The sequence below is a fragment of the Pseudomonas entomophila L48 genome, assembly GCF_000026105.1.
Classification (GTDB): domain Bacteria; phylum Pseudomonadota; class Gammaproteobacteria; order Pseudomonadales; family Pseudomonadaceae; genus Aquipseudomonas; species Aquipseudomonas entomophila.
The window spans coordinates 954,788-980,890 of record NC_008027.1; the positions used below are offsets into that span (position 1 = coordinate 954,788).

Annotated in this window: 23 protein-coding genes and 2 pseudogenes; 16 read left to right on the plus strand and 9 right to left on the minus strand. The window is 66.0% G+C overall.

Annotated elements, in window-relative coordinates; translation table 11 throughout:
* Position 1 precedes the first annotated feature (1 nt).
* Positions 2-304: a DUF3565 domain-containing protein gene (locus tag PSEEN_RS04255; protein WP_044487693.1), complete on the minus strand. Its 303-nt coding sequence runs from the start codon at positions 302-304 to the stop codon at positions 2-4.
* Here PSEEN_RS04255 and PSEEN_RS04260 point away from each other — a divergent pair.
* The 3 genes from PSEEN_RS04260 (at position 303) to PSEEN_RS04270 (ending at position 2,655) form a co-directional block, all read left to right on the plus strand.
* On the plus strand, positions 303-788 hold the full coding sequence (locus PSEEN_RS04260; protein WP_011532250.1) for an FKBP-type peptidyl-prolyl cis-trans isomerase: 486 nt from the start codon (positions 303-305) through the stop codon (positions 786-788). The genes PSEEN_RS04255 and PSEEN_RS04260 overlap by 2 nt on opposite strands.
* Positions 789-934: 146 nt before the next feature.
* Positions 935-1,417: a glutathione peroxidase gene (locus tag PSEEN_RS04265; protein WP_011532251.1), complete on the plus strand. Its 483-nt coding sequence runs from the start codon at positions 935-937 to the stop codon at positions 1,415-1,417.
* 134 nt (positions 1,418-1,551) lie between these two features.
* Positions 1,552-2,655, plus strand: coding sequence for an NADH:flavin oxidoreductase (locus PSEEN_RS04270; RefSeq protein ID WP_011532252.1), 1,104 nt, complete (start codon positions 1,552-1,554; stop codon positions 2,653-2,655).
* On the opposite strand, the gene PSEEN_RS04275 is transcribed toward PSEEN_RS04270, so the two are convergent.
* Positions 2,624-3,826, minus strand: a complete 1,203-nt coding sequence (locus PSEEN_RS04275; protein ID WP_011532253.1) for a glycosyltransferase family 4 protein — start codon at positions 3,824-3,826, stop codon at positions 2,624-2,626. The genes PSEEN_RS04270 and PSEEN_RS04275 overlap by 32 nt on opposite strands.
* Before the next feature lie 269 nt (positions 3,827-4,095).
* Here PSEEN_RS04275 and PSEEN_RS27225 point away from each other — a divergent pair.
* Together PSEEN_RS27225 and PSEEN_RS27230 are read left to right on the plus strand one after the other, a co-directional pair.
* A pseudogene (locus tag PSEEN_RS27225) lies at positions 4,096-4,728 on the plus strand (PAS domain-containing protein); the annotation flags it as partial.
* Positions 4,729-4,896: 168 nt separating this feature from the next.
* Positions 4,897-5,322: pseudogene (locus tag PSEEN_RS27230) on the plus strand (methyl-accepting chemotaxis protein); the annotation flags it as partial.
* Between the two features lie 96 nt (positions 5,323-5,418).
* Here the strand turns inward: PSEEN_RS27230 and cysZ are convergent.
* Complete coding sequence (gene cysZ / locus PSEEN_RS04285; RefSeq protein WP_011532255.1) at positions 5,419-6,147, minus strand: sulfate transporter CysZ; 729 nt, start codon at positions 6,145-6,147, stop codon at positions 5,419-5,421.
* A gap of 328 nt (positions 6,148-6,475) precedes the next feature.
* Between cysZ and trxB the strand changes: the two genes are divergently transcribed.
* Positions 6,476-7,438 (plus strand): thioredoxin-disulfide reductase, encoded by a 963-nt coding sequence (gene trxB / locus PSEEN_RS04290; RefSeq protein WP_011532256.1) that lies wholly within the window; start codon positions 6,476-6,478, stop codon positions 7,436-7,438.
* Between the two features lie 122 nt (positions 7,439-7,560).
* Here the strand turns inward: trxB and nadC are convergent, their stop codons facing one another.
* Positions 7,561-8,409 carry a carboxylating nicotinate-nucleotide diphosphorylase gene (nadC, locus tag PSEEN_RS04295; RefSeq protein ID WP_011532257.1) on the minus strand — a complete coding sequence of 283 codons (849 nt, stop codon included), beginning with the start codon at positions 8,407-8,409 and terminating at the stop codon, positions 7,561-7,563.
* 242 nt (positions 8,410-8,651) lie between these two features.
* Between nadC and PSEEN_RS04300 the strand changes: the two genes are divergently transcribed.
* The 4 genes from PSEEN_RS04300 (at position 8,652) to PSEEN_RS04315 (ending at position 14,603) form a co-directional block, all read left to right on the plus strand.
* Positions 8,652-10,808 carry a DUF1631 domain-containing protein gene (locus tag PSEEN_RS04300; protein ID WP_011532258.1) on the plus strand — a complete coding sequence of 719 codons (2,157 nt, stop codon included), beginning with the start codon at positions 8,652-8,654 and terminating at the stop codon, positions 10,806-10,808.
* A 162-nt stretch (positions 10,809-10,970) separates the two neighbouring features.
* Entirely contained in the window at positions 10,971-11,537 is a 567-nt protein-coding gene (ampD, locus tag PSEEN_RS04305) for a 1,6-anhydro-N-acetylmuramyl-L-alanine amidase AmpD (RefSeq protein WP_011532259.1), read from the plus strand.
* A complete protein-coding gene (gene ampE, locus PSEEN_RS04310) occupies positions 11,534-12,364 on the plus strand; it encodes a regulatory signaling modulator protein AmpE (protein WP_011532260.1) in 831 nt (276 codons plus the stop codon). The genes ampD and ampE overlap by 4 nt, the downstream gene beginning before the upstream one ends.
* A gap of 226 nt (positions 12,365-12,590) precedes the next feature.
* A complete protein-coding gene (locus tag PSEEN_RS04315; RefSeq protein ID WP_011532261.1) occupies positions 12,591-14,603 on the plus strand; it encodes a methyl-accepting chemotaxis protein in 2,013 nt (670 codons plus the stop codon).
* A gap of 97 nt (positions 14,604-14,700) precedes the next feature.
* On the opposite strand, the gene PSEEN_RS04320 is transcribed toward PSEEN_RS04315, so the two are convergent.
* The 3 genes from PSEEN_RS04320 to PSEEN_RS26555 form a co-directional block, all read right to left on the minus strand.
* Positions 14,701-15,477 carry a TatD family hydrolase gene (locus tag PSEEN_RS04320; protein ID WP_011532262.1) on the minus strand — a complete coding sequence of 259 codons (777 nt, stop codon included), beginning with the start codon at positions 15,475-15,477 and terminating at the stop codon, positions 14,701-14,703.
* 2 nt (positions 15,478-15,479) lie between these two features.
* A complete protein-coding gene (gene cra, locus PSEEN_RS04325; protein ID WP_011532263.1) occupies positions 15,480-16,475 on the minus strand; it encodes a catabolite repressor/activator in 996 nt (331 codons plus the stop codon).
* A 151-nt stretch (positions 16,476-16,626) separates the two neighbouring features.
* A complete protein-coding gene (locus PSEEN_RS26555) occupies positions 16,627-16,773 on the minus strand; it encodes a hypothetical protein (protein WP_158020229.1) in 147 nt (48 codons plus the stop codon).
* Between PSEEN_RS26555 and ptsP the strand changes: the two genes are divergently transcribed.
* From ptsP to PSEEN_RS04340, 3 genes are read left to right on the plus strand one after another with little or no spacing between them, the layout of a single operon-like run.
* Positions 16,772-19,624 (plus strand): phosphoenolpyruvate--protein phosphotransferase, encoded by a 2,853-nt coding sequence (gene ptsP / locus PSEEN_RS04330; protein WP_011532264.1) that lies wholly within the window; start codon positions 16,772-16,774, stop codon positions 19,622-19,624. The genes PSEEN_RS26555 and ptsP overlap by 2 nt on opposite strands.
* 1 nt (position 19,625) lies before the next feature.
* Entirely contained in the window at positions 19,626-20,573 is a 948-nt protein-coding gene (pfkB, locus tag PSEEN_RS04335; protein ID WP_011532265.1) for a 1-phosphofructokinase, read from the plus strand.
* Positions 20,573-22,288 carry a PTS fructose-like transporter subunit IIB gene (locus tag PSEEN_RS04340; protein WP_011532266.1) on the plus strand — a complete coding sequence of 572 codons (1,716 nt, stop codon included), beginning with the start codon at positions 20,573-20,575 and terminating at the stop codon, positions 22,286-22,288. Before pfkB ends, PSEEN_RS04340 begins: the two co-directional genes overlap by 1 nt.
* A 54-nt stretch (positions 22,289-22,342) precedes the next feature.
* On the opposite strand, the gene PSEEN_RS04345 is transcribed toward PSEEN_RS04340, so the two are convergent.
* Positions 22,343-22,564: a DUF3820 family protein gene (locus PSEEN_RS04345; RefSeq protein WP_011532267.1), complete on the minus strand. Its 222-nt coding sequence runs from the start codon at positions 22,562-22,564 to the stop codon at positions 22,343-22,345.
* Between the two features lie 204 nt (positions 22,565-22,768).
* Between PSEEN_RS04345 and PSEEN_RS04350 the strand changes: the two genes are divergently transcribed.
* The gene (locus PSEEN_RS04350) at positions 22,769-23,245 is read left to right on the plus strand and encodes a ferritin-like domain-containing protein (protein WP_011532268.1); all 477 of its coding nucleotides are present in this window, start codon (positions 22,769-22,771) and stop codon (positions 23,243-23,245) included.
* Between the two features lie 118 nt (positions 23,246-23,363).
* On the opposite strand, the gene PSEEN_RS04355 is transcribed toward PSEEN_RS04350, so the two are convergent.
* Positions 23,364-24,860 carry a sensor domain-containing diguanylate cyclase gene (locus PSEEN_RS04355; protein ID WP_011532269.1) on the minus strand — a complete coding sequence of 499 codons (1,497 nt, stop codon included), beginning with the start codon at positions 24,858-24,860 and terminating at the stop codon, positions 23,364-23,366.
* A gap of 572 nt (positions 24,861-25,432) precedes the next feature.
* On the opposite strand from PSEEN_RS04355, the gene PSEEN_RS04360 reads away from it, so the two are divergent.
* The gene (locus PSEEN_RS04360; RefSeq protein ID WP_044487697.1) at positions 25,433-25,672 is read left to right on the plus strand and encodes a hypothetical protein; all 240 of its coding nucleotides are present in this window, start codon (positions 25,433-25,435) and stop codon (positions 25,670-25,672) included.
* On the plus strand, positions 25,669-25,920 hold the full coding sequence (locus PSEEN_RS04365; RefSeq protein WP_011532271.1) for a DUF3077 domain-containing protein: 252 nt from the start codon (positions 25,669-25,671) through the stop codon (positions 25,918-25,920). Before PSEEN_RS04360 ends, PSEEN_RS04365 begins: the two co-directional genes overlap by 4 nt.
* Positions 25,921-26,103: the final 183 nt, after the last annotated feature.

Consider the following 26,103-nt stretch of genomic DNA (forward strand, 5'->3'; position numbering starts at 1 on the left):
TTCAATGGCCAAGGGTATCGCTAACGGCACCCTGGGCGCACCAGCCGCAGGCAAATGCCTGGCCGACCCGTTGCGCTCGCTGGGCAGGGTCGAGCACCCAGGGGCGCGATTGCCACGGGGGCTGGTGGCGCAGGTGCTGGGTGTGGCCGCAGGACAGATCGGCCACCCAGTGGCCTTCCTCGTCCTGGTGAAAGCCGAGGATCTGACTGACGGGCGACTGTTCGTCCATGGCGCGTTCGCAATCGGACGATGCCTTGGTTACACTTCCCGGTTCTACATTCTTTTGCAAAAGGTCTTGCCCCATGCTGATCGCCGCCAACAAGGCTGTCTCCATCGACTATACCCTGACCAACGACGCTGGTGAGGTCATCGACAGCTCCGCCGGTGGTGCGCCGCTGGTCTACCTGCACGGTGCCGGGAACATCATCCCGGGCCTGGAAAAAGCCCTGGAAGGCAAACAGGCCGGTGACGAACTGACCGTTGCCATCGAGCCGGAAGATGCCTACGGCGAATACTCCGCCGAACTGGTAAGCACCCTGAGCAGCAGCCTGTTCGAAGGCGTCGACAAGCTGGAAGTCGGCATGCAGTTCCACGCCTCGGCGCCGGACGGCCAGATGCAGATCGTCACCATCCGCGACATCGACGGCGACGACGTGACCGTCGACGGCAACCACCCGCTGGCCGGCCAGCGCCTGAACTTCAAGGTGAAAGTGGTCACCGTGCGTGACGCCAGCGAAGAAGAAATCGCTCACCGTCACATCCACGGTGAAGGTGGCCATCACCACTGATTTTCTGCGCTAAGCTCAGAGAGTCGCCAGGCGCTCGGGCAAGCCGGACTTGCCCTCCTCGGGAGGGTAGACGGTTTGACCGCGCGCCTTTTTAGTGGGCGGGATTCGCCCCCAGCGGCACATGGGAACCTGAGAGGGGAATCAACATGAGTGCATTTCACGACCTGACGTTGCAGGCGCTGGATGGCAAGGAGCTGCCCCTTGCACCGTTCAAGGGCCAGGTGGTGCTGGTGGTCAATGTTGCGTCCAAGTGTGGCCTGACGCCGCAGTACGCTTCGCTGGAAAAGCTCCATCAGCAGTTCAAGGGCAAGGGGTTCAACGTGCTCGGCCTGCCGTGCAACCAGTTTGCCGGGCAGGAGCCTGGGAGCGAAAAGGAGATCAACGACTTCTGCCGCCTCAACTATGGCGTGAGCTTCCCGATGGGGGCCAAGCTCGAGGTCAACGGCCCGCATCGTCATTCGTTGTATCGTTTGCTGGCGGGTGAGGGCGCCGAATTCCCGGGTGATATCACCTGGAATTTCGAGAAGTTCCTGGTGGGCAAAGATGGCCGTGTGCTGGCGCGTTTCGCGCCACGGACCGCGCCGGATGATCCGACCGTGCTGCAGGCGATCGAGAAAGCGCTGGCCTGAATAGCCCAGGGGGCCGCCATGCGGCCCCTGCAATCTCTCGCGATACCCCGCAATCACTCAAATCAATGATGCTGTGCCCGCCACCAGGCTCCCCCTACTCTTTGGCGCATTTCCTCACCCGTCGGGAGCGCCGCATGTCCAGCAACCCTCTGTTCCAGCCCTTCACCCTTGGCTCCCTCGACTTGCCGACCCGCGTGGTCATGGCGCCAATGACCCGTACCTTCTCGCCGGGCGGCGTGCCCCATGACGGGGTGGTCGAGTACTACCGCCGCCGCGCCGCCGCCGGTGTTGGGTTGATCATCACCGAAGGCACCACGGTCGGCCACCTGGCCGCCAATGGCTACCCCAACGTGCCGCGTTTTCACGGCGAGGATGCCCTGGCTGGCTGGAAGAAGGTGGTCGACGCGGTGCACGCCGAAGGCGGGCGCATCGTGCCGCAGCTGTGGCATGTAGGCAGCGTGCGCCGCCTGGGCACCGAGCCGGACGGCAGCGTGCCGGGCTATGGCCCGAGCGGCAAGGAGAAGGATGGCAAGGTGATGGTCCATGGCATGACCCACGAGGATATCCGTGACGTCATCGCAGCCTTTGCCCAGGCCGCCCGTGACGCCCAGGCCATCGGCATGGACGGCGTGGAGATCCACGGTGCCCACGGTTATCTGATCGACCAGTTCTTCTGGGAGGCCAGCAACCGCCGTGATGATGAATATGGTGGCGACCTGGCAGGTCGTTCACGTTTCGCCATCGAACTGATCCAGGCCGTGCGCGCTGCAGTCGGCGCGGACTTCCCGATCATCTTCCGTTTCTCGCAATGGAAACAGCAGGACTACAGCGCGCGTCTGGTGGAGACACCCGAAGCCCTGGCGGCGTTCCTCAAGCCGCTGTCCGAGGCGGGTGTGGATATCTTCCATTGCTCCACCCGGCGCTTCTGGGAGCCGGAGTTCGCCGGCAGCGAGCTGAACCTGGCCGGCTGGACCCGCCAGCTCACTGGCAAACCGACCATCACCGTGGGCAGCGTCGGCCTGGACGGCGAGTTCCTGCAGTTCATGGTCGACACCGACAAGGTGGCCAAGCCGGCCAGCCTGGAAGGGCTGCTGCGCAGGCTCGAGGACGAAGAATTCGACCTGGTTGCCGTGGGCCGGGCCCTGCTGGTGGACGCGCAGTGGGCGCAGAAAGTGCGCGACGGGCGTGAAGCCGACGTGCTGCCGTTCAGCCGTGAGGCACTGACGACCCTGGCTTGATCGCCAGCGTGGCGGCAGGAACTCCGCTTCCTGCCATCGCGCCGTGCAGGTACCCCTCGAACTGCTCGACGATGGCCGGCCAGCCCTGGCGGCTGGCATGCTGCCGGGCATTGAGGCGCACCCGGCGCAGGGTTTCGCCTTCTTCGAGCAGCCAGCAGGCGGCATCGATGAAGGCGGCCTGGTCGCCGGGCATGGCCAGGGCGCCGCTGTGGCCGTGGCGGATGTGCTGGGCGGCGGCGGCTTCGTCGTAGGCGACCACCGCGAGCCCCGAGGCCAGGGCTTCCAACACCACGTTGCCGAAGGTCTCGGTGAGGCTGGGGAACAGGAACAGGTCGCCGCTGGCATAGTGTTCGGCCAGCGCCTCGCCACGCTGCGCACCACAGAACACCGCCTGCGGCAGTTGTTGTTCCAGGCTCGCACGCTGTGGTCCGTCGCCCACCACGATCAGGCGCAGGCGCTTTTGTGGATAACTTCTTGCCAACGCTTCCATGCAAGGGCGCAGCAGGGCCAGGTTCTTTTCCGGGGCCAGGCGCCCGACGTGCAGCACGGCAATGTCATCCGCACCCAGGCCCCACTGTTCACGCAGCGTCTGGCTGCGCCGGGCCGGGTTGAACAGGCCGGCATCGACGCCACGGGCCATCAGGCCCAGCCGCTCGAAGCCGCGTCGTTCCAGTTCCAGCCGTTGGCTGGCGCTGGGGACCAGGGTGATGGCGGTGCGCCGGTGGAACCAGCGCAGGTAGTGGGTGAGCATCCGCGCCAGCAGGCCCAGGCCGTATTGCCCGGAGTACTGCGGGAAGTTGGTGTGGAAGCCGCTGACCACGGCGATACCCAGGCGCCGGGCGGCGCGCAGGGCGCTCAGGCCGAGCGGGCCTTCGGTGGCGATGTACAGCACGTCCGGCCGCTGCCGGCGCCAGCGACGCAGCAGGCGGTGCATCGACACTTCGCCCCATTGCAGCCCAGGATAGCCAGGCAACGGCCAGCCCCGGCAAAGTAGCAGCGTTTCATCGGGCGTGACCGTGGCTTCGCCCGTCTGGCGTGGGCGAACGATTTCCACGTGGTGACCCCGTTGCCGCAGCCCATCGCCCAGGCGGCCAAGGGTGTTGGCCACGCCGTTGATTTCGGGTGGAAAGGTTTCACTGACCAGGGTGATGCGCAGGGGCGGTGTATTCATGACAAAAAGTCTCCGATGCCCCGATTGCGCTCATATGACGCCTTTGTGACGTGCAGATGACGCCTGATTTCCGGCGATTTCCGGCACATGAATAATTCCTTGCAGCGAGCTCAAGAACTGCGTGGACGCAGCCGATGCAAAGGCATTCGTCTACGGGAATTCGCTCCAGGAGAGCGGTCATGTTCAACAGCAAACTGAAGAAAGAAATCCAGCAACTGCGCGAAGAGTTGATGTCCATCGAGCAGGTCAAGAACAGCCTCGACAGCGAGATGCTGGTGCTCCAGCTCGACCCCCAAGGGCGTATCGAGTCGGTCAACGGCAATTTCGAGACCGAGATGCTCTACCGCGCCGAACAGCTGATCGGGCGCAACATCGAGGATATCGTCCCGCCCCATGTGAAGAAACTGGACTTCTACCAGCGCATGAAGCACGCGATCACCCGTGGCGAGCACCTCAACGGCGCCTTCCGCCTGCTGCGTGGCAATGGCGAGGAGGCCTGGTTGCGCTCGATCCTGCAACCGGTGAAGAACAGCGAAGGGCGGATCAAGTACTTCTCCCTGCATTCCAGCGACCTGACCCGCACCATCGAGACTTCCCGTGAGCACGAGAGCCTGATCAAGGCGCTGATGCGCTCCACCGCGGTGATCGAATTCAACCTCGATGGCCAGGTGCTCGCGGCCAACGACCGTTTCCTGCAGACCATGGGCTACAACCTGGAGCAGGTGCGTGGCAAGCATCACCGCATGTTCTGCGACCCGGAAGAAGCCAGCTCGGTCGGCTACCAGCAGTTCTGGGACAAACTGCGCCGTGGCGAGTTTGTCGCCGACCGCTTCAAGCGCATCGACGCCCATGGCCGGGTGGTGTGGTTGGAGGCCTCCTACAACCCGATCATCGACGCCCACGATGTGCTCTACAAAGTCGTCAAGTTCGCCACGGTGATCACCGACCAGGTCAACCAGGAGCTGGCCGTGGCCCAGGCCGCGGACATCGCCTACACCACCTCCCTGGAAACCGACAGCAGCGCGCGCAAGGCCACCGACGTGGTGACCCAGACCGTCGAGGTGATGCGCGGCCTGGAGGGCTCCATGCAGGATGCCGCCGACGGTATCCAGGCGCTGGACAAGCAGTCCAAGGTGATCGGCGCGATCATCAAGACCATCAGCGACATTGCCGGCCAGACCAACCTGCTGGCGCTCAACGCCGCCATCGAGGCGGCCCGGGCGGGTGAGCAGGGGCGTGGTTTCGCGGTAGTCGCCGACGAAGTGCGCCAGCTCGCCTCGCGCACCAGCAGTGCTACCGAGGAGATCGCCAAGGTGGTGCAGCAGAACGAGCAGTTGGCCCAGGCGGCGGTGGACATCATCGACACCAGCAAGCGCCAGGCCGAGCAGGGCTTGGCCCTGGCTGCCGACACTGGTGGGGTGATCGTGGAGATTCAGGAAGGGGCGAAGAAGGTGGTGGATGCGGTGGGGCAGTTCTCCAGTCAGCTCAGCTCCTGACTTGAACAGGTAGGAGCCAGCTTGCTGGCGAACCGGAGCGACGCGGTGCGCCCGGTTCGCCAGCAAGCTGGCTCCTACAGGGATAGCGTGTGCGGGTCAGCCGCGCTCACGCACCCAGAACAGCGTGGCGCCCGCCACCGCCGCCGGCATCATCAGCACGTTCACGCCCGGGATCATCAACGCCAGGTACGTGATCCCGCCAAACCCCATCGACTGCCAGCGCTTCTGCCGCAACCAGGCCAGCATGTCCTGCCAGCTCATCTTGTTGTTGTCCGCCGGGTAGTCGATGTACTGGATGGCCATCATCCAGACACCGAACACCAGCCACAGCGGCGCGGCGATTACGTTCACCACCGGAATGAACGACAGGATGAACAGGCCGATGGCCCGTGGCAGGAAGTAGCCGAGCTTGCGCATTTCCCGGCTCAGGGTGCGCGGCACCATGGCCACCAGCTCCGCCCAACTGAAGGGTGGGAAGGTGTCCTGGCCGCGCACCACCACCTCGACCTTCTCCGCGAGAAACCCGTTGAACGGCGCGGCGATCACGTTGGCCAGCAGCGTGAAGGTGAAGAACACCATCAACAGCACCAGGGCGACGAACAGCGGCCAGAGGATGTAGGTGAGGAAGCTCAGCCAGTCGGGCAGGGTGGGCATCAGGCTGTCGACCCACAGGCTGAACTGGTGCCCGGCGAAGTAGATCAGGCCGCCGAACAGCAGCAGGTTGACCGCCAGGGGCAGCAGCACGAACAGCCGCAGGCTCGGGCTCAGGACCAGCTTCAGCCCCTCGCGCAGGTACTGGGGGCCGGAAAGGACGGGGGCTTGCATCGGAATGCTCCGCAGAAGGAAAACGCGCTGACCTTACCGAGTTTGTCGCGGCGACGAAAGGCGCCCGATGGTCGGGAAACGGCCTGTAACAAAGCGCCTGGGCATCGCCTATCGGTTTCTTCCCAGGATAGAGACTGCCTATGAGGTGGATTGTCGAAGGATATTTCCTTACTCTCTGCGGCCTCGCTACAGTGCGCTCAACTTTTTTGGTTTCAGGACCTGCGCGTTGTAGCCTTCCCCAAGTGCTGCGTGGGTCCCTTTTAATTCCAGCTGGCGCAGCCGGTACACAGGTACCGGCCCGGTGCGGCCGGCTCGACAGGAGTTCGACATGTCTGAAGTACGTCATTCGCGCGTCATCATTCTCGGTTCCGGCCCTGCCGGTTACAGCGCCGCGGTCTATGCCGCCCGCGCCAACCTCAAGCCGCTGCTGATCACCGGCATGCAGGCTGGCGGCCAGCTGACCACCACCACCGAGGTTGACAACTGGCCGGGCGACCCCCATGGCCTGACTGGCCCGGCCCTGATGCAGCGCATGCAGGAACACGCCGAGCGTTTCGAGACCGAGATCGTCTTCGACCACATCAACGCCGTGGACCTGGCCAACAAGCCGTTCACCCTGCGTGGTGATAGCGGCACCTACACCTGCGACGCGCTGATCGTCGCCACCGGCGCCAGCGCTCGCTACCTGGGCCTGCCGTCGGAAGAGACCTTCATGGGCAAGGGTGTGTCGGCCTGCGCCACCTGCGACGGTTTCTTCTACCGCAACAAGCCGGTCGCGGTCGTTGGCGGCGGCAACACTGCCGTGGAAGAGGCGCTGTACCTGGCCAACATCGCCAGCAAGGTGACCCTGGTGCACCGTCGCGACACCTTCCGCGCCGAGAAGATCCTGATCGACAAGCTGCACGCCCGTGTGGCCGAAGGCAAGATCGAGCTCAAGCTCAACGCCACCCTGGACGAAGTGCTGGGTGACAACATGGGCGTGACCGGTGCACGCCTGAAGAACAACGACGGCAGCTTCGACGAAATCAAGGTCGACGGCGTGTTCATCGCCATTGGCCACACCCCGAACACCTCGCTGTTCGAAGGCCAGCTGACCTTGAAGGACGGCTACCTGGTGGTCCAGGGCGGCCGTGAAGGCAACGCCACCGCCACCAACGTCGAGGGCGTGTTCGCCGCCGGCGATGTGGCCGACCACGTCTACCGCCAGGCCATCACCTCGGCCGGTGCCGGCTGCATGGCCGCGCTGGACGTCGAGCGCTACCTGGACGGCCTGGCCAACGCCGCGCACTAAGCGTTGCGTTGGTTCGCCGGCAAGCCGGCTCCTACACAACCCTGTAGGAGCCGGCTTGCCGGCGAACAGGATCGACAAAAAAACCGGCCATCTGGCCGGTTTTTTCATACCTGTGATTCAGCTCACAGGCTTAGGCGCATCGACAGGTCCACCGCCTTCACATCCTTGGTCATGGAACCGATGGAGATGTAGTCCACGCCCGTCTCGGCGATCACCCGCAGGGTGGTCTCGTTCACACCGCCGCTGGCTTCGAGCTTGGCCTTGCCGTCGTTGATGCGCACGGCTTCGCGCATCTCGTCGAGGGTCAGTTCGTCGAGCATGACGATATCGGCCCCCGCCGCCAGCGCCTGGCGCAACTCGTCCAGGCTTTCCACCTCGATTTCCACCGGCTTGCCCGGCGCGATGCGGTGCGCCGCCGCCACGGCCTGGGCCACGCCGCCGCTGGCGGCGATATGGTTTTCCTTGATCAGGAAGGCGTCATAAAGGCCGATGCGGTGGTTGTGGCAGCCGCCGCAGGTGACCGCGTACTTCTGCGCCAGGCGCAGGCCGGGCAGGGTCTTGCGGGTGTCGAGCAAGCGCACCTGGGTGCCTTCCACCAGGTCGGCGAGCAAGCGCGCGCGGGTGGCCACGCCCGAGAGCATCTGCAGGAAGTTCAGCGCCGAGCGCTCGCCGCTGAGCAGCGAGCGCGCGGGGCCTTCGAGGTGGAACAGCGCCTGGTTGGCCGTGGCCCGTTCGCCGTCCGCGACCTGCCAGTGCACCGCCACCCGCGGGTCGAGTTGGCGGAATACCGCATCCACCCAGGCGGTGCCGGCAATCACGCAGTCCTCGCGGGTGATGATGGTCGCCTTGGCCAGGCGCTCCGCCGGAATCAGCTGGGCGGTGATGTCGCCGCTGCCGATGTCTTCCAGCAGCGCGCGGCGCACGTTGGCTTCGATTTCGGCGGTCAAGTCGGCGAGGCGTAGGTTCGGCATGGTCGGCTCCACAAGCTAGGTGCCGGCGATTATAGGGCAGGGGGGCAGCCTGTACAGCTGTCGCGCCGACGACCTTTGGTCAGGTGGTGCGAGCAATCGGGCGAATGCACTGTCAGTGAGGCGTGCGAATGGCGTGCTAGCAGCTGTCAGAATTTTCATCGATAATGGCGCCTTGTATTTGGCGTCATAGCTTTGACGACCCCTTCCAGTCGAACAACGTTACATCCAGCAAGGAGTCCGGGATGCATAAAGAAGGCAAGGTGGTGCCCTTGGCGGCCGCCATCGACCGGGGCGCACGCACGCCCTCGCCGAGCCTTCCCGTGTTGCTCCTGCAGGTGCGCGACAAGGCAGCCCTGCAGCTGCGCGAAGGCTTGCAGGCGCTGTTCGACAATGCCGACGACACCCTTTTCGAGATGGCCGACAAGGCTGGCGCCCGGGTCGACCAGAACCTCTACTTCGAAGCCATGCGCGACCTGCGGTTGAAGCGCAAGAGCATTGAGCGCGGCTTCCTCGACCTGTTCTACGAAGCCTTTGCGCTGATCGGCCAGAATAATCTGTTCGATTCGCTGATGCCGACGCCGCTGGCCTGCGGCGAGACCGAGCTCGAGCGTGCCATCGTTGTACAGGGCATGGTCGACCGGGTGCTGTCGCGCGACGGTTTCTTTCTCCAGCAGCTGAATCAGCGCTTTGCCGCGCTGCTCGATCGCGACCTGGACGAGCGGCGCAATCCGCTTGGCCCTGCCAGCCTCTGTGATTATTTCCTGGCGGCCGGGCGCAACCTGGGCGTGGGTACGAGCGTCAAGATGGTCTTGCTCAAACTTTTCGAACGCTATGTGCTGCGTGACCTTGACCTGCTGTATGGCGAGGCCGGTCAACTGCTGGCCAGCGCCGGTGTGCTGCCCGACCTGCAACCTGCACCACGCCGCCGCGCCGAGGACCTGCGCGACATTGCCCGGCGTGTGCCGGCCAACCCCGTGCAGGCTGGCGGGGCCGGGGCGGATGCTGCCGGCCAGGCCTTCTTCGCCTCGGTGCAGGGGCTTCTGGCACCTTCCCGGGGCTGCATCGCGCCGCGCCTGCAGGCCGTGGGCTCGGCGCAGCCGATCGGCACGAGCGACCTGCTGCGCCTGCTCACCCACCTGCAGCATTACGTGCCTGCCGCTGGCGAGCCGGATGACTTCAACCTCGGCCAGCAGCTGGAGCAATTGCTGCTGCGGGTCAGCGTGCGTAGCGGTACACGCCGGCGTATCGCCACCGACGACGAGGACATGATCAACCTGGTGGGCCTGCTGTTCGGCTACATCGAGGTCGACGACAACCTGCCCATCAGCCTGCGTGGGCTGATCGGGCGCCTGCACATTCCTTTGCTCAAGGTGGCCTTGATCGACAAGGCGTTGTTCTGCCGCGCCACCCATCCGGCGCGGCGCCTGCTCAACGAAATCGCCACCACGGCCATCGGCTGGGAGAGCGACGCAGACGGCCTGCGCGACAGCTTGCACCTGCGGGTGGAGCGCATCGTCCAGCGGCTGCTCAACGATTTCTCCGAAGATTGCGGGCTGTTCAGCGAGCTGCTCGACGAGTTCCTGGCCTTCAGCCAGGACGAGCGGCGGCGTAACGAGCTGTTCGAGCAACGCACGCGCGACGCCGAGGAAGGTCGCGCCCGCACGCTGCTGGCCCGCCAGCAGGTGCAGCATGAGCTGAACCTGCGCCTGCGGGGGCGAGTGTTGCCCGAGGGGGTGCTGCGGATGCTGGTGCAGTCCTGGAGCCAGGTGTTGCTGCTGGCCTGGCTCAAGCAGGGCGAGGCCTCAACGGCGTGGACCGAGGGCTTGGCGACCATCGACACCCTGCTCGTCAGCATTGTTCCGGCCCCTGAACCGAGTCGGTTGCTTGAGCAGGTGCCAGGCCTGCTCAAGGCCTTGCGCGAGGGGCTGGCGGGGGTGGCGCTGGACTCGGCGGCCACCCGTGAGTTTTTCCTGCAACTGGAGCGGCTGCACCTGCAGGCGTGCACGGGGCAGGTGGAGCAGACCGATGGGGCGTTGGCCCTGGTACGTGTCGAAGACGATATCGTACTGGCCATCACCGACGAGCCGGCCTGCGGGCCACGCCCGTGCCTGGATGACCAGGAGCCAGCGTTGCGCCAGGTGCAGCGCCTGCGTATCGGCACCTGGGTCGAGGTGCTTGACGATGATGAACCGTTGCGCTGCAAGTTGGTGGCGCGGGTGGACATCAATGACCGCTTTGTCTTTGCCAACCGCACCGGGATGAAGGTGCGTGAATGGAACCGTGCCGGGCTGGCCATGGCGCTGCGTCTGGGGGAGGTTCGCCTGCTCGATGACGGCTTGCTGTTCGAACGGGCGCTGGAGGCGGTGCTTGAGGATCTGCGTCGGCAGCAGGGGCGCTGAAGCCCTAGGAAAGCTCCTGTGGCCCTTTCGCCGGCAAAGCCGGCTCCTACAGGTGGTCCAACCCTTGCGCGCCATTGCAGCCCTTACAATGATTCACATGCAATCGGTCGCCCCCGCGAGGCATACTGCGGTCCTGTACCCGGTGTTATCAGGATCTGCTCCATGCAATTGGACCGTGCGACCGGTTGGTTCTCCGGCGTGAGCCACTGCCCCTCGCCGAACTTCAACGCCCGCCCCGACGGCGAGGCCATCTCGCTGCTGGTCATCCACAACATCAGCCTGCCGCCGGCCTGCTTCGGCACCGGCAAGGTCCAGCAGTTCTTCCAGAACCGCCTGGACCCAGGCGAGCACCCTTACTTCGCCACCATCAACCACCTCACGGTGTCCGCCCACCTGTTCGTCGAGCGCGACGGCCGGGCGACGCAGTTCGTCTCTTTGCTCGACCGCGCCTGGCATGCCGGCGTGTCGCGCTTCGAGGACCGCGAGGGCTGCAACGACTTTTCCATCGGTATCGAACTGGAGGGCACCGACGAGTTGCCCTACACCGATGCCCAGTACGCCACCCTGGAGCAGCTGACCCGCGAGATCCGCAGTGCCTGGCCGGTGATCGGGCCCCAGCGCATCTGCGGGCACAGCGACATCGCCCCGCAGCGCAAGACCGACCCGGGTCCGGCATTCGACTGGCCGCGCTACCGCGCCGCCCTGCAGCGTAACGAGGACAAGGCATGAGTTTCCTGGTGTTGGTGCTGGCGCTGTGGGTCGAGAAGTTTTCCGCCCTGCGCCACCGTGTGCAGCGTGATGGTTTCTTCCTCGGCGAGCTGGTGCGCCTGGAACGTAGCGGCAAGGTCCACCCCTGGTGGACCCTGGCCATCCTGGTACTGGCCCCAGTGGCGGTGCTGGCCCTGCTGCTGCACGTGCTGGAGCCGGTCGCCTATGGCCTGCTAGCCTTGCCGGTGCATTTGCTGGTGCTGGTGTACAGCCTGGGGCGCGGCGATGTGAAGGCGGCCTTGGGGCCGTTTCGCGATGCCTGGCGCCGGGGTGACGACCAGGCCGCGCTACATGTGGCCGAGCGCGACCTGGGCCTGGCAGCCGATGATGCCCAGGGCCTGATCAAGCGGGTCCAGGGGCATCTGCTGTGGCAGGCCTACCAGAGCTTCTTCGCGGTGATCTTCTGGTACTTCCTGCTTGGGCCGGGCGCGGCACTGGCCTACCGCCTGCTCGCCCTGACCACCGACCACAGCCGCCAGCCGGCGCTGCAGACCCTGGCCGGGCAACTGCGCCATGCCCTGGACTGGCTACCGGTGCGGGTCATCGCGGTGAGTTTCGCCCTGGTCGGCAACTTCGTCGCGGTCACCCGGGTGATGCTGCATGAGTTGCTCGACTGGCATATCAGTGCCGGGCACCTGGTGGCCAAGGTCGGGCGGGTGGCCGACGATATTCCCGAGGAAGAAGACCACCAGCGCGGGCTGGAGCGGCTGGACAGCCTGTGGGAGCTGCTGTTGCGTTGCGCGGTGCTGTGGTATGCCTGCTTCGCGCTGTGGACCGTGCTGGTCTGAGGTGACGCGGCGCCTGGTTCGCCTTGTAGGAGCGGCTTCAGCCGCGATCACCCGCGAAGCGGGTGCCACACACCGTATCGCGGCTGAAGCCGCTCCTACAGGCGAACACGCTTCACGCTTAACCATAAGTTACAAACCTTGATTCCAATCTGCGCTATACAAAGCCTTGGGCCATAGATGGCCTAGTGCTACCCCGCAGAACAACAAGAATTCAAGGAGGTGACCTGTGAAGCAGCTGCTCTATCCGGCCATCGCACTGATGAATCGCCTGAGCTTCGGCATGAAGTTCAGCTTGATCAGCGTCCTGTTTTTCCTGCCCATGCTCGCCACCAGCTTCTATCTGGTGCGCGATGCCTATAACCAGTTCCAGACCACCCACGTCGAGCTACAAGGCCTGGGGCCGCTGGGCGACAGCCTGGCCCTGCGTGGCGACCTGGAAACCCTGGGCAATCTCCTGCAGATCAATGCCGTGCTCGGCCAGTCGGGCCAGGCCGGTGATGTGGAGACGCGCATCACCGCCTTGCAGGACAAGGTCCAGGCCCAGCTGGACGCGCTCAAGGGCAGCGACCCAGTGATCGAGGCCAAGCGCGGCGAGCTGGCCGATGCCTTCGCCCAGGCCCGTGGCGAGACGTCGCTGCAGAACAAGGTGGCGCTGTTCGACAAGCTTCTGGCGCAGGCCCAGGTGCTGGGCAAGCAGATCGCCAGCCAGGCGGGCCTGAGCCAGGACAGCCAGGCCTCGGTACGCCAGTTAGGCGAACTGGTCGGCAGCGCCACCGCGCAGGTTACCCAGGCGCTGGGCGAGGGGCGGGCGATGGGATCGGTGGCCCTGGGGCGCGGCTTCATGGATTCCTCCGGCAGTGCTCGTTTCGAAGACCTGCTTCAGCGCCTGGAACGGTTGTCCGCCGACTATGCCATCCGTCTCGACGATGCCCTGGCCAGTGACGCCAGCGCCAAGGCGGCTCTCGCTACTGTTGCCCGGGCCAGCCAGGCCACGGTCAAGCAGGCGTCGACGCTGTTCGAAGATCAGGTGGTGGTGGCTGAAAGCCTGGACACGCCGTGGGCCGGCTTCTACCAGCAGACCAGCGACCTGATGGCCCAGACCTACCGCCTCAACGACGCGGTGCTGACCCACCTGCACGGGCAACTCGAGGAGCGCCTTGGCGAGCATCGTCTGCGCATGGTCGGCCTGGTGGTCGCGTTGGCCTCGGTATTCGTGTTGATCATCTACCTCTACAGCGGTTTCTACGTCTCCACCCGCGAAACCCTCGGCAACCTGGGCAGTGCCATGGACAAGGTGGCGGCCGGCGACATGACGGTCAGCTTCCAGGCTCGCAGCCAGGACGAGCTCGGCGAACTCGGGCGGGGTTTCAACGAAACCGTACGGCGTATCCGCGGGCTGATCGAGCAGGTGGGGCATACCGTGGCCACGGTCGAGGAACAGGCCGGCCAGGTGCTGTCGGTGTCGGCCCGCAGCAACCAGGCGGTCAGCGGCCAGCGCGAGCAGATCGAGCAAGTCGCCACGGCGATGAACCAGATGAGCGCCACTTCGCTGGAGGTCGCGCGTAGCGCGGCGTTGGCTGCCGAGGGCGCACAGCGGGTCAACCATGAAAGTGCCTCCGGCCGGGATCTGGTGGAGAGCCAGCAGGGCAGCATCGCCCGCCTGGCCGGCGAGATCGACCAGAGTGTGGCGGCGGTCAACCAGCTGGCGGGCGACAGCCAGGCGATCGGGCGTGTGCTGGAGGTGATCCGCAGCATCGCCGAGCAGACCAACCTGCTGGCCCTCAACGCCGCCATCGAGGCCGCCCGGGCGGGTGAGCAGGGCAGGGGCTTCGCCGTGGTCGCCGACGAAGTGCGTACCCTGGCCAGGCGTACCCAGGACTCCACCGAGGAGATCGCGCAGATGATCCAGCGTTTGCGCGAGGGTGTCGGGGCGGCGGTCAAGGTGATGGGCAGCAGCCACCAGATGGCTGCTGGCACGGTCGACGAGGCGCGCCAGGTGCAGCAGGCGTTGGGCAACATTCTTGGCGCGGTGGGCGGGATCGTCGAGCAGAACCAGCAGATTGCCGCCGCCGTCGAGCAGCAGACGGCCGTGGCCCATGATATCGACTTGAACATCGTGGCGATCAACCGCGCGGCCCAGGACACTACCGAGGGGGCTTACCAGACCGAGGACGCCAGCCGGGCGCTGTCGGCGCAGGTGGTGGAGCTCAAGCGTCTGATCGGGGCGTTCAGGGTGTAGCCACCCCGGTTCGCCGGCAAGCCGGCTCCTACACGGATTGTGCAACACCTGTAGGAGCCGGCTTGCCGGCGAAGAGGCCGGTACAGACAGCGCCGCCTTACCAGCCAAACACCTCACAGGCATTCCGGCTGCTGGCCTCGGCCAACGCTTCGACCTCGACCCCCATCACCTGCGCCAGTGCCCCGGCAATCTCCGGCAGATGCTCCGGGCTATTGCGCTGCCCGGGGAACATCGCCGGGGCCATGTCCGGCGCGTCGGTCTCCAGCACCACGCTCTCCAGCGGCAAGCGCGGCAGGGTCTTGCGCAGGCGCAGTGCCTGGGGCCAGGTGGCGGCGCCACCAAGCCCCAGCTTGAAACCGAGCTTGATGTACTCCCGCGCTTCTTCGTAACTGCCGGCAAAGGCATGGATGATCCCCGCCCGCGCCGGCTTGTAGCGCTTGAGCGTGGCGATCACCTGGGCATGGCTGCGGCGCACGTGCAGCAGCGAGGGCAGGGCGAAGTCGCAGGCCAGTTGCAGTTGGGCCTCGAACAGCGCCTGCTGGCGCGCCGGGTCCAGCTCCGGCAGGTAGAAGTCCAGGCCGAACTCGCCCACCGCGCAGAGGCGTGGATCACCGTGCAGGCGCTCCAGCCATTCGCGCAGTTGCACCAGGTGCTCGGGGCGATGCTGGTCGAGGTAGATCGGGTGCAGCCCCAGCGCGGCGTAGACACGTTGGTCGCGACAGGCCAGGTCCCATACCCGCTGGAAGTTCTCCTGATACACCCCCAGCACCACCACCCGTTCCACTCCGCGCGCCGCCGCGTTGGCCAGCAACGGCTCGCGGTCGGCGTCGAAGTCGGGGAAGTCGAGGTGGGTGTGGGTGTCGATCAGGCGCATGGTCAGGCCAGGGCGATACGTTGCTTGAAGGTACGGCCGATGGCATGCACGCCGGGTTCGTAGCGCTTGTCCTCGATGGCGGCCAGGGCCAGCTCCAGCGCGGTGGCGGCGATCAGGCCGTGCTGCTGGGCCATGGCGTTGACCGGCAGCGGCAGGAAGTCGAGCAACTGGTTGTCACCGAAGGTGCCCAGCTGCAGCTGGCGCGAATCGGCAGGGCGAGCCTGGAGCGTGTCGAACACCCCTTGCAGCAGCACGTAGGAGGTGGTGACCAAGGCATCCGGCAGGCCACCCAGCTCGTCGATCAGTTGCTGCATCAGGCGCTGCCCGCATTCGCGGCTGAACGCTTCGCCCTGGTAGCGGCGCACGTCACCGGCAAAGCCTTGCAGGGCCTCGTCGAAGCCGCCGGCACGGGCCTGGCTGACCGACAATTCCGGGCGCGCGCCGATCAGGGCGATGCTGCGCGGTTGGGTCTTGAGCAGGCTCTGGGCCAGCTGGCGGCTGGCGTCGCGATCGTCGCTGATCACCGAGCAGAAGTGCGCTGGGTCCAGGCGTCGGTCGATGGCGATCACCGGCAGGCCCTTGGCCTGCAACTCACGGTAGCTGTCGTCCTCCGCTGGCAGGCAGCTGGCGACGAACAGCGCGTCGCAGCGGCGGGCGCGGAACAGCTGCTGCAACTGGCGCTCGCTGTCGGGCTGGTCATCGCTGCTGGCGATCAGCAACTGGTAGCCACGGGCCCGGGCCCCTTGTTCCAGCTGCTTGGCGATACGGGCGTAGCTGGGGTTCTCCAGATCCGGGAGAATGAAGCCCAGTGTGCGCGTGTGCCGGCTGCGCAGGCCGGCGGCCTGGGGGTTGGGGGTGAAGCCATGGGCCTCGACCACCGCGCGCACGCGCTCGACGGTGCTGTTGCTGATGCGCTGCTGTTCGGCCTTGCCATTGATGACGTAGCTGGCGGTGGTCACGGACACACCAGCCAGACGGGCGATATCGCTGAGTTTCACCGAATTTTCCTTGTTATTTCCGGGGCTGACTGCTTGCCTGACCGGGTAGTTTCACCCATCGGCAGGCCCGCGCGCAGACGACCATTGTCGCAATTGTCCGACAGGATGGGGCTTTTTCGTCGGAAGATTATCGAGTAACGTGGCCACTTGGTCAGATTAAACGATTCAGCAGCTTAATTTTTTCTGCCGTGAAAGCGTCGGGTTGCCCGTCATGCTGATCGTTCGAGCGGTATTTGACCGCCAAATCCACAACAATACCTGGGTCGCCGACGTGGGCGCCGCAAAAGGAGAAGGTCATGCTCGAGCTCGCCGTGGAGCAGATTGCCATGGGCCAACAGGCCGCCGACAAGGGCGAGGCGCTGGCCTTGCTGGCCGCGCGGCTGGTGGCTGATGGGCTGGTAGCCGAGGGCTACCTCGAAGGGCTGCGCGCCCGCGAGGTGCAAGGCTCGACCTTTCTCGGCCAGGGCATCGCCATCCCCCATGGCACGCCGCAGACCCGCGACCAGGTATTCGCCACCGGCGTGCGCCTGATGCAGTTTCCCGAGGGGGTGGACTGGGGCGATGGCCAGATCGTTTATCTCGCCATTGCCATCGCTGCGCGCTCCGATGAGCACCTGCGCCTGCTACAACTGCTGACCCGCGCCCTGGGCGAGACCGACCTGGCCGAGGCCCTGCGCCGTGCCAGCTCCGCCGAGGCGCTGCTCAAGCTGCTGCAGGGCGCCCCCCGCGAGCTGGCGCTGGACGCGCAACTGGTCGGCCTGGGCCTTGCGGCCGAGGATTTCGACGAACTGGCCTGGCGCGGCGCCCGCCTGCTGCAACGCGCCGGGTGCGTCGACAGCGGTTTCGCCGCCGTGCTGCAACAAGCCGAACCGCTGCCATTGGGCGAGGGCCTGTGGTGGCTGCACAGCGAGCGCCAGGTGCTGCAACCGGGCCTGGCCTTCATCACCCCGCAACAACCCCTGCGCTACCGCGACCAGCCGCTCAATGGCCTGTTCTGCCTGGCCAGTCTCGGCGCGGCTCACGAAGCGCTGCTCGAGCGCCTGTGCGAAGTGCTGATCGAAGGCCGTGGGCAGACGCTCTACCAGGCCACCAGCAGCCGCGCCGTGCTCGAAGTGCTCGGGGGCGAGGCGCCCGCCGACTGGCCCAGTGCCCGGGTGGTGCTGGCCAACCCCCACGGCCTGCATGCCCGCCCGGCCAAGGTGCTGGCGCAACTGGCCAAGGGCTTCGAAGGCGAAGTGCGGGTGCGCCTGCTCGACAGTGCCCAGCCCGCGGTATCGGTGAAGAGCTTGAGCAAGCTGCTCAGCCTGGGTGCGCGCCGTGGCCAGACACTGGAGCTGATCGCCGAGCCGGCCATCGCCGCCGATGCCTTGCCGGTGCTACTGGCGGCCATCGAGCAAGGCCTGGGCGAGGACGTCGAGCCGCTGCCGGAGACCGTGCCGCCGACCGCCGAGCCAGCGGCCGAAGCCCTTCAGGCACCGGCTCCAGGCAGCCACCTTCCAGGTGTCGCCGCATCGCCGGGCATCGCCAGCGGCCCGGCCCACGTCTGTGTCGAGCGCGAGATCGACTATCCACTGCGCGGCGAATCCCCCGCGCAGGAGCGTCTGAAGCTGCGCCACGCCATCGAAGCCGTGCACGGCGATCTTCAAGCGCTGGTGCAGCGCAGCGACAAGACCATCGGCGAGATCTTCGTCACCCACCAGGAAATGCTCGCCGACCCGGCCCTGACCGACGAAGTCGAGTTGCGCCTGGCCCAAGGCGAGAGCGCTGCCGCAGCCTGGATGGCGGTGATCGAAGCCGCCGCACGCCAGCAGGAGGCACTGCACGACGCCCTGCTGGCCGAGCGCGCCGCCGACCTGCGCGATATCGGCCGCCGGGTGCTGGCGCAGCTGTGCGGCGTGCAGGACACCCCGGCGCCCGAACAACCCTACGTGCTGGTGATGGCCGAGGTCGGCCCGTCGGATGTGGCGCGGCTGGACCCGGCCCGGGTCGCCGGCATCGTCACCGCCCAGGGCGGCGCCACCGCCCACAGCGCCATCGTCGCCCGTGCCCTGGGCATCCCGGCCGTGGTTGGCGCCGGGGCTGCGGTGCTGTTGCTGGGCAGCGGCACCCCCCTGTTGCTCGACGGCCAACGTGGCCGGGTGGTGGTGGCACCGCCTGCCGATGAACTGCAGCGGGCCCTGGCCGAGCGCGATGCCCGCGAGCAGCGCCTGCAAGCCGCCTGGGCCAATCGCCATGAGCCGGCGGTCACCCGTGATGGCCACCGCGTGGAAGTGGTGGCCAACATCGGCGAAAGCAGCGGTATCGACAAGGTGGTGGAGCAGGGCGCCGAAGGCGTCGGCCTGCTGCGCACCGAACTGATCTTCATGGCCCACCCCCAGGCGCCCGACGTGGCCACGCAAGAAGCCGAGTACCGCCGCGTGCTCGATGGCCTGGCCGGTCGGCCGCTGGTGGTGCGCACCCTCGATGTGGGGGGCGACAAGCCCTTGCCCTACTGGCCTATCGCGGCGGAGGACAACCCGTTCCTCGGCGTGCGCGGCGTGCGCCTGACCCTGCAGCGGCCCCAGGTGATGGAAGACCAGCTGCGCGCCCTGTTGCGCGCCGCCGGCGATCGGCCGCTGCGGATCATGTTCCCCATGGTCGGCCAGGTCCACGAGTGGCGCGCGGCCAAGGCCATGGTCGAGCGCCTGCGCCAGGAGATACCTGTTAGCGACCTGCAGGTCGGCATCATGGTCGAGGTGCCCTCGGCGGCCTTGCTGGCGCCGCAACTGGCCCGCGAAGTGGACTTCTTCAGCATCGGCACCAATGACCTCACCCAGTACACCCTGGCCATCGACCGTGGCCACCCGAGCCTGTCGGCCCAGGCCGACGGCCTGCACCCAGCGGTGCTCAACCTGATCGACATGACCGTGCGCGCTGCCCATGCCCAAGGCAAGTGGGTGGGCGTGTGCGGCGAACTGGCGGCCGACCCGCAGGCAGTCGCCGTGCTGCTGGGCCTGGAGGTGGACGAGCTGAGCGTGTCCGCCCGCAGCATCCCTGAAGTCAAGGCACTGGTGCGCCAGGCCGATCATTCTGCGGCCCGCGCCCTGGCGCGCGAGGCCCTGCAACAAGACAGCGCCGAAGCGGTTCGGGCGCTGGTGGAGCGTTACTGAGATGGCCAAGATCCTCACCCTCACCCTCAACCCCGCGCTGGACATCACCGTCAGCCTCGACCACCTGCGCCCCGGCCAGGTCAACCGCAGCCAGGCCCAGCACAGCCACGCCGCCGGCAAGGGCTTGAACGTCGCCCAGGTGCTGGCCGACCTGGGGCACGATGTCACCGTCGGCGGTTTTCTGGGGGGCGACAACCTGCAACCCTTCGAGGCGCTGATCGAGCGACACGGTTTCGCCGATTGTTTCGTGCGCGTGCCGGGCGAGACCCGCAGCAATATCAAGCTGGTGGAAGCCGATGGCCGGGTCACCGACATCAACGGCCAGGGGCCGCAGGTGGACGAAGCCGCCCAGGCACAGCTGCTGCGCAGGCTTGCGCAGATCGCGCCTGGCCATGACGCGGTGGTGGTGGCGGGCAGCCTGCCACGCGGCATCAGCCCGCAGTGGCTGCGCACACTGCTGGATACCCTCAAGGCCCAAGGCCTGAAGGTGGCGCTGGACAGCAGTGGCGAAGCCCTGCGTGCCGGCTTGCAGGCGATGCCGTGGCTGGTGAAGCCGAACACCGAGGAACTGGGTGAGGTGCTGGGGCTGGCGGTGAACACCCTGACCGAACAGCGCGCCGCCGCCCAGCAGTTGCTGGCGACCGGCATCGAACATGTCGTGGTGTCCCAGGGCGAGCAGGGAGTGAACTGGTTCGCCAGTGGCCTGGCGCTGCATGCCCAACCCCCTCAGGTGAGCATCGCCAGCACCGTGGGCGCGGGCGACTCGCTGGTGGCCGGGATGGTCCATGGCCTGCTGCAACGCGAGCCCGTTGTAGATACCTTGCGCCGTGCCACGGCCATCGCCGCCCAGGCGGTGACTCAGGTCGGTTTCGGCATCAACGACCATGACCAGCTGGCGCGCTTGCAAGCCAGCGTCCAGCTGACAGAACAACAAGAAGAGGGCTGCTGATGAACATCGCCATTGTCACCGCCTGCCCCAACGGCCAGGTCTCCAGCGTGCTCAGCGCCCGCCTGCTGGCCGCCGCCGCCCAGCGCCGCGGCTGGAGCACCAGTGTCGAAGTGCAGGACGCCGAACACCCGGAACGCCGCCTGACCCCGGCGCAGATCGCCGAGGCTGACTGGGTGCTGGTGGTCAGCACCGGCCCGGTGGACCTGGCGCGCTTCGCTGGCAAGCGCCTGTACCAGAGCACCCCGGCCCAGGCCCTGGCGGACCGCGAAGGTTTCCTCGACGAGGCGGCGGCCAAGGCGCAGGTTCAGGAAGTGGCCCCGGCTGTGGCCAGCGCTGCTGTGAAGATCGTCGCTGTGACCGCCTGCCCCACGGGCGTGGCGCACACCTTCATGGCCGCCGAGGCCCTGCAGCAGGCCGCCCAGGCACTGGGCTACCAGCTCACCGTCGAGACCCAAGGCTCGGTCGGTGCGCGCAATCCCTTGTCTAGCGAAGCCATCGCCGAAGCCGACGTGGTGCTGCTGGCCGCCGATATCGAGGTGCCCACGGCCCGCTTCGCCGGCAAGCGCATCTACCGCTGCGGCACCGGCATCGCCCTCAAGCAGGCCCGCGCCACCCTGGACAATGCGCTGAACCAGGCCAAGGTCGAGAGCGCCGGCGCCAATACCCCGCAAAAGGCCGAGAAGACGGGCATCTACAAGCACCTGCTGACCGGCGTGTCGTTCATGCTGCCGATGGTGGTGGCCGGCGGCCTGTTGATTGCCCTGTCGTTCGTGTTCGGCATCGAGGCCTACAAAGAGGCTGGCACCTTGCCCGCCGCGCTGATGCAGATCGGCGGCGAGGCGGCATTCAAGCTGATGGTGCCACTGCTGGCGGGCTATATCGCCTGGTCCATCGCCGACCGCCCAGGCCTGGCCCCGGGCATGATCGGCGGCCTGCTGGCCGGCACCCTGGGCGCGGGCTTCATCGGTGGCATCGTCGCCGGCTTCCTCGCCGGTTACAGCGCCAAGGCTATCGCCCGTTGGGTGCGCTTGCCATCGAGCCTGGAGGCGCTCAAGCCGATCCTGATCATCCCACTGCTGGCCAGCCTGTTCACTGGCCTGGTGATGATCTACGTGGTCGGTCAGCCGGTGGCGGCGATGCTCGCAGGGCTCACACAGTTTCTCGACAGCATGGGCACCACCAACGCCATCCTGCTCGGGCTGTTGCTGGGCGGCATGATGTGCGTCGATCTCGGTGGGCCGATCAACAAGGCGGCCTATGCGTTCTCGGTGGGGTTGCTGGCCTCGTCCAGCTACGCGCCGATGGCCGCGACCATGGCCGCCGGCATGGTGCCGCCGATCGGCCTGGGCATCGCCACCTTCCTGGCCCGGCGCAAGTTCGCCCAGAGCGAGCGCGAGGCCGGCAAGGCGGCGCTGGTGCTGGGGTTGTGCTTCATCTCCGAGGGGGCGATCCCGTTTGCTGCCAAGGACCCGTTGCGGGTGATCCCGGCGAGCATTGCCGGGGGCGCGCTGACCGGCGCGCTGTCGATGTATTTCGGCTGCAAGCTGATGGCGCCCCATGGCGGGCTGTTCGTGCTGCTGATCCCCAACGCGATCAACCACGCGCTGCTGTACCTGCTGGCGATCCTGGCGGGGAGCCTGGTGACGGCGGTGGTGTATGCCGTGATCAAGAAGAGCGAGCAGGTGGAAATGGTGGTGGCGCCGGCGAAGGGCTAGGTCGGGCCTGTTCGCCGGCAAGCCGGCTCCTACAGGGAAACTGGACTGCTCCCTTCAACCTCGGGCTTTACTGCGCAACGGCTTCAACAGGTCACCCAGCCCGTTGTGGTCGATCTCATGCATCAACGCCAACAACCCGCCCAGCTCCCCGGGCGGGAACCCCTTGCGGGCAAACCACGCCAGGTAGTCGCCCGGCAGGTCGGCGATCAAGCGGCCCTGGTACTTGCCGAAGGGCATGGTGCGGGTGACCAGCAGTTGCAGCGATTCGGGTTTCATCGGGCTCGGGCCTGGGCAGGATTGGACCGCGAACCATACTGCAATCTGCACGACGACCCAAGCGGCGATCATGCAGAACGCTGCTTTTCGGGTGTTGGTGAGTTCTTCTAAGCAATTGATATTTATTGAATATTTTTACGGGAAAGAGCTGGCATGAAGCCTGCTCCGTTACAGGTGACTTCCACCTGCCAAGGAGTAGTTGCCATGAGCAATCCCAACAAAGACGTGATTGATGTACTCAACGACCTGATCGAATACAGCAAGGATGGCGAGAAAGGCTTCAAGGCGTCCGCCGACGATGTGAAGAACCCCGAGCTCAAGGCGTTCTTCGTCCAGCGCGCGGGCGATTGCGCCAGTGCCGCAGGCGAGCTGCAAGGCGAAGTGCGGCGGCTGGGCGGCGACCCGGAAACCAGCACCAGCATCAGCGGTGACTTGCACCGCGGCTGGGTCAACCTCAAGTCGATGGTCACCGGCAAGGATGAAGCCGCCGTGCTCAATGAAGTGGAGCGGGGCGAGGACCATGCCCTCAAAGCCTACAAGGAAGCGCGCGAGAAATTGGTCAAGCTGGGGCGCACGGCCAACGACCAGAGCTATGTGCTGGTGGAGAAACAGCTGCAGGGGGTACAGCGTAATCATGACCAGGTGAAGGCGCTGCGTAACGCGGCACGTGCTCGGTCTTGAACCTGGGGGCCGCTTTGCGGCCCATCGCGGCTGAAGCCGCTCCTACAGGGGATCCGCGGTGCCTGTAGGAGCGGCTTCAGCCGCGATGGGCTGCACAGCAGCCCCAAAGGCACATGGCCTAATCTCGGGGCCCTTCCACCCGGTTGCGACCATTGGCCTTGGCCCGGTACAACGCCTCGTCCGCATCACCCAGCAGCGCCGCCAGGTCTTGTTGGGTGCCGGGGATATGCAAGCCAATGCCCACACTCACCGTCACCGAACGCTCATCGTCACCGAACGGTGGCATCGCCTCGACGCTGCCACGGATACGCTCGGCCAGGAGCTGGGCGCCAGCCAGGTCGGTTTCCGGCAGCACCACCTGAAATTCCTCCCCGCCATACCGTGCGGCCAGGTCGGCCGGGCGCCTTATACACAGCTCGATGGTCTTGGCCACCTCGCGCAGCACGTTGTCCCCACCCGCATGGCCATGGCGCTGGTTGAATGCCTTGAAGTGATCCACATCCACCATCAACACCGCCAGCGGCCGGCGATTGCGTTGAGCACGCGCCCATTCCTGGCGCAGCACCTGGTCCAGGCGACGGCGGTTGGCCAAGCCCGTGAGGCTGTCGGTGGCGGCCAGGGTGGCGAGGCCTTGCTCGGCCTCATGGCGACGGCGCAGTTCGCGGCCCAGCAGCAGGGTGAGCCAGAGAATGCCGATGCACAGCACGCCGGTGGCCACGCTGACCAGGATCGCCGTGCGCCGCCACGACTGGAACACCTCGTCCGAGGAGTGCACCACCAGCACGATCAGCGGCAGGTCGGCGACCCGGGCGAAGGTGTAGATGCGCTGGACGTCGTGGGTGCTGGAGCGGGCCGTGAAGCTGCCGCTGCGCTCGCTGAGGATGCGCTTGAAGTTGGGGCGCTCGCTGAAGCTGGCGCCGATCAGCGGGTCCTGTGGGCGGGTCGGTTGGCGCGCCAGTAACTGCCCGTCGGTGTTGAGCAGGTTGATGCTGCTGTCCACGCCGATGTCCAGGCGTTCGAACAGCTGGTTGAAGTACGACAGCCGCAAGGCGCCGGCGGCCAGGCCGAGGAATTCGCCGTTGGTGCCGGTGATTCGCCGGCTGAAGCTGATGCACCAGTCCAGGTCGCCCAGGCGCGCCTTGAACGGCGGGCTGATCAGCAGGCCCATGCCGGGGTGGTCGCGGTGGGTCTGGAAGGGCACGGTGTCGGCGAAGTTGGCCTGGCGCGGGATGACGCTGGTGGAGTCGCCGACCACATCGCCTTTGCTGTCGAGCCAGAGGATGTCGCCACGGATGGGCGCGGTGAACGCCTGGTTGAACAGGATCTGCTGGCGCAGCTTGGGCGGCACGTTGAGCAGTTCCGGGTGGCGCACCGCCCAGACCAGGCCCTTGAGCGACTGGTCGTAGAGCTCGACGTTGCGCAGGATGTCGCTTTCGATCAGCTGGACGATGTTGCTCGACGAGCGCATGGCCGATTGCTCGACGCTGTCACGCTCGCGGGCCAGCAGGTAGCTGACGATGGCCACGATGGCGAGCACGGCGAGGCAGCTGCCCAGGTTGAGGATCAGCTCGGGGTGCGACTTGTACAGGGCGGATCGTGGTGATCGGGTGGGCAACGTCATGCTCGCAACTGCATAAGCCCCGGGATCCATGGGGAGTGGGCCGGAAAGCGGCGGGCGATATTCTAGGGAAGCGGGGATTGTCGGACAAGATTAAAGGTGTTCCGCCCGACGGAAATGATTCAGTAGGGCTTGGGACCGCAGGTTTCCTGTAGGAGCGGATTCATCCGCGATGCGCTGCGCGGGCGGCGCTCGATCTCATGCCCGCTGTAAATCTCCCGTCGAACACCTTGAAAGGCCGACGCTGAATCTCCGTCAGACATTTCCGAATCTGCAACCGAATGCTTCAGCCGAACATCGCTTCGGACCTATCCTACGCCACTGCCGGAAGGGTCCGGATATGCCGGGGAATTCATCAGGGCTAACGTCGTCGGGTCGCCAAATGGGTGACCGGGTGTGAGAACCCGACGAGATGACTGTTAGCCATCTTCATGGCAGCCGTGTTCGGGCAGACCTCTGGTCTGGCCGGGTTTCATGTCCTCGGTTTCTCACCCCGTACACGGTTGCCACCCAATCCCGTGAGAAAGGTTCAAGTGGCGATTTCTTTGAATCGACATGAGCGATTCAGAATGAAAAAGCGCGTACCTGACCCACCCATCCCCTACATCTCCATCATCAGCCACCTCACCGTCGACGAAGTCCGCGATCACGCCGCGGTCCTGATGTCGACGATCCACAAGACTGCCGGTGTCTACCTGGCGTTCAAACCCGAAGACCGCCCCGAAGTGCTGGTGGATAACCTCTGCATCCTCGCCCAACTGCTCCAATGCCTGTTCGAACACGCCAGGTCGCAGGAGGTGGCGCCATGAGCGAAAAGCCCGAACCCGCCTTCACCGCAGGCGAGGAGACCTTTCTCGAATGTTTTCGTGTGCAGCCCGGTGTGCCCTTCAGCCGGGCGTTCGATGAAATTTCGGTGTTGCAGGGCTGCATCCTGCACCTGACCACCGAGGCGGAGTTCGAAGGGGATTTGCTGGCGGGGAGTGCGGCGCGGATGCTCAGTGCCATGGCCAAGGCGCTGATCAATGATCTGGAGATCGGGTTGAACAGAAACCGTTGAGGCGGGAAACGCTGTCGATGTGGGAGCGGCCTTGTGTCGCGAAAGGGCTGCGAAGCAGCCCCAACATTCAGTGCATCGCTTTGGAACCTGGGGCCGCGTTGCGGCCCTTTCGCGACGCAAGGCCGCTCCCACATGGACCGCGCTAAGCCTGAGCTTCACTGCAAACTTGTAGGAGCCGGCCTT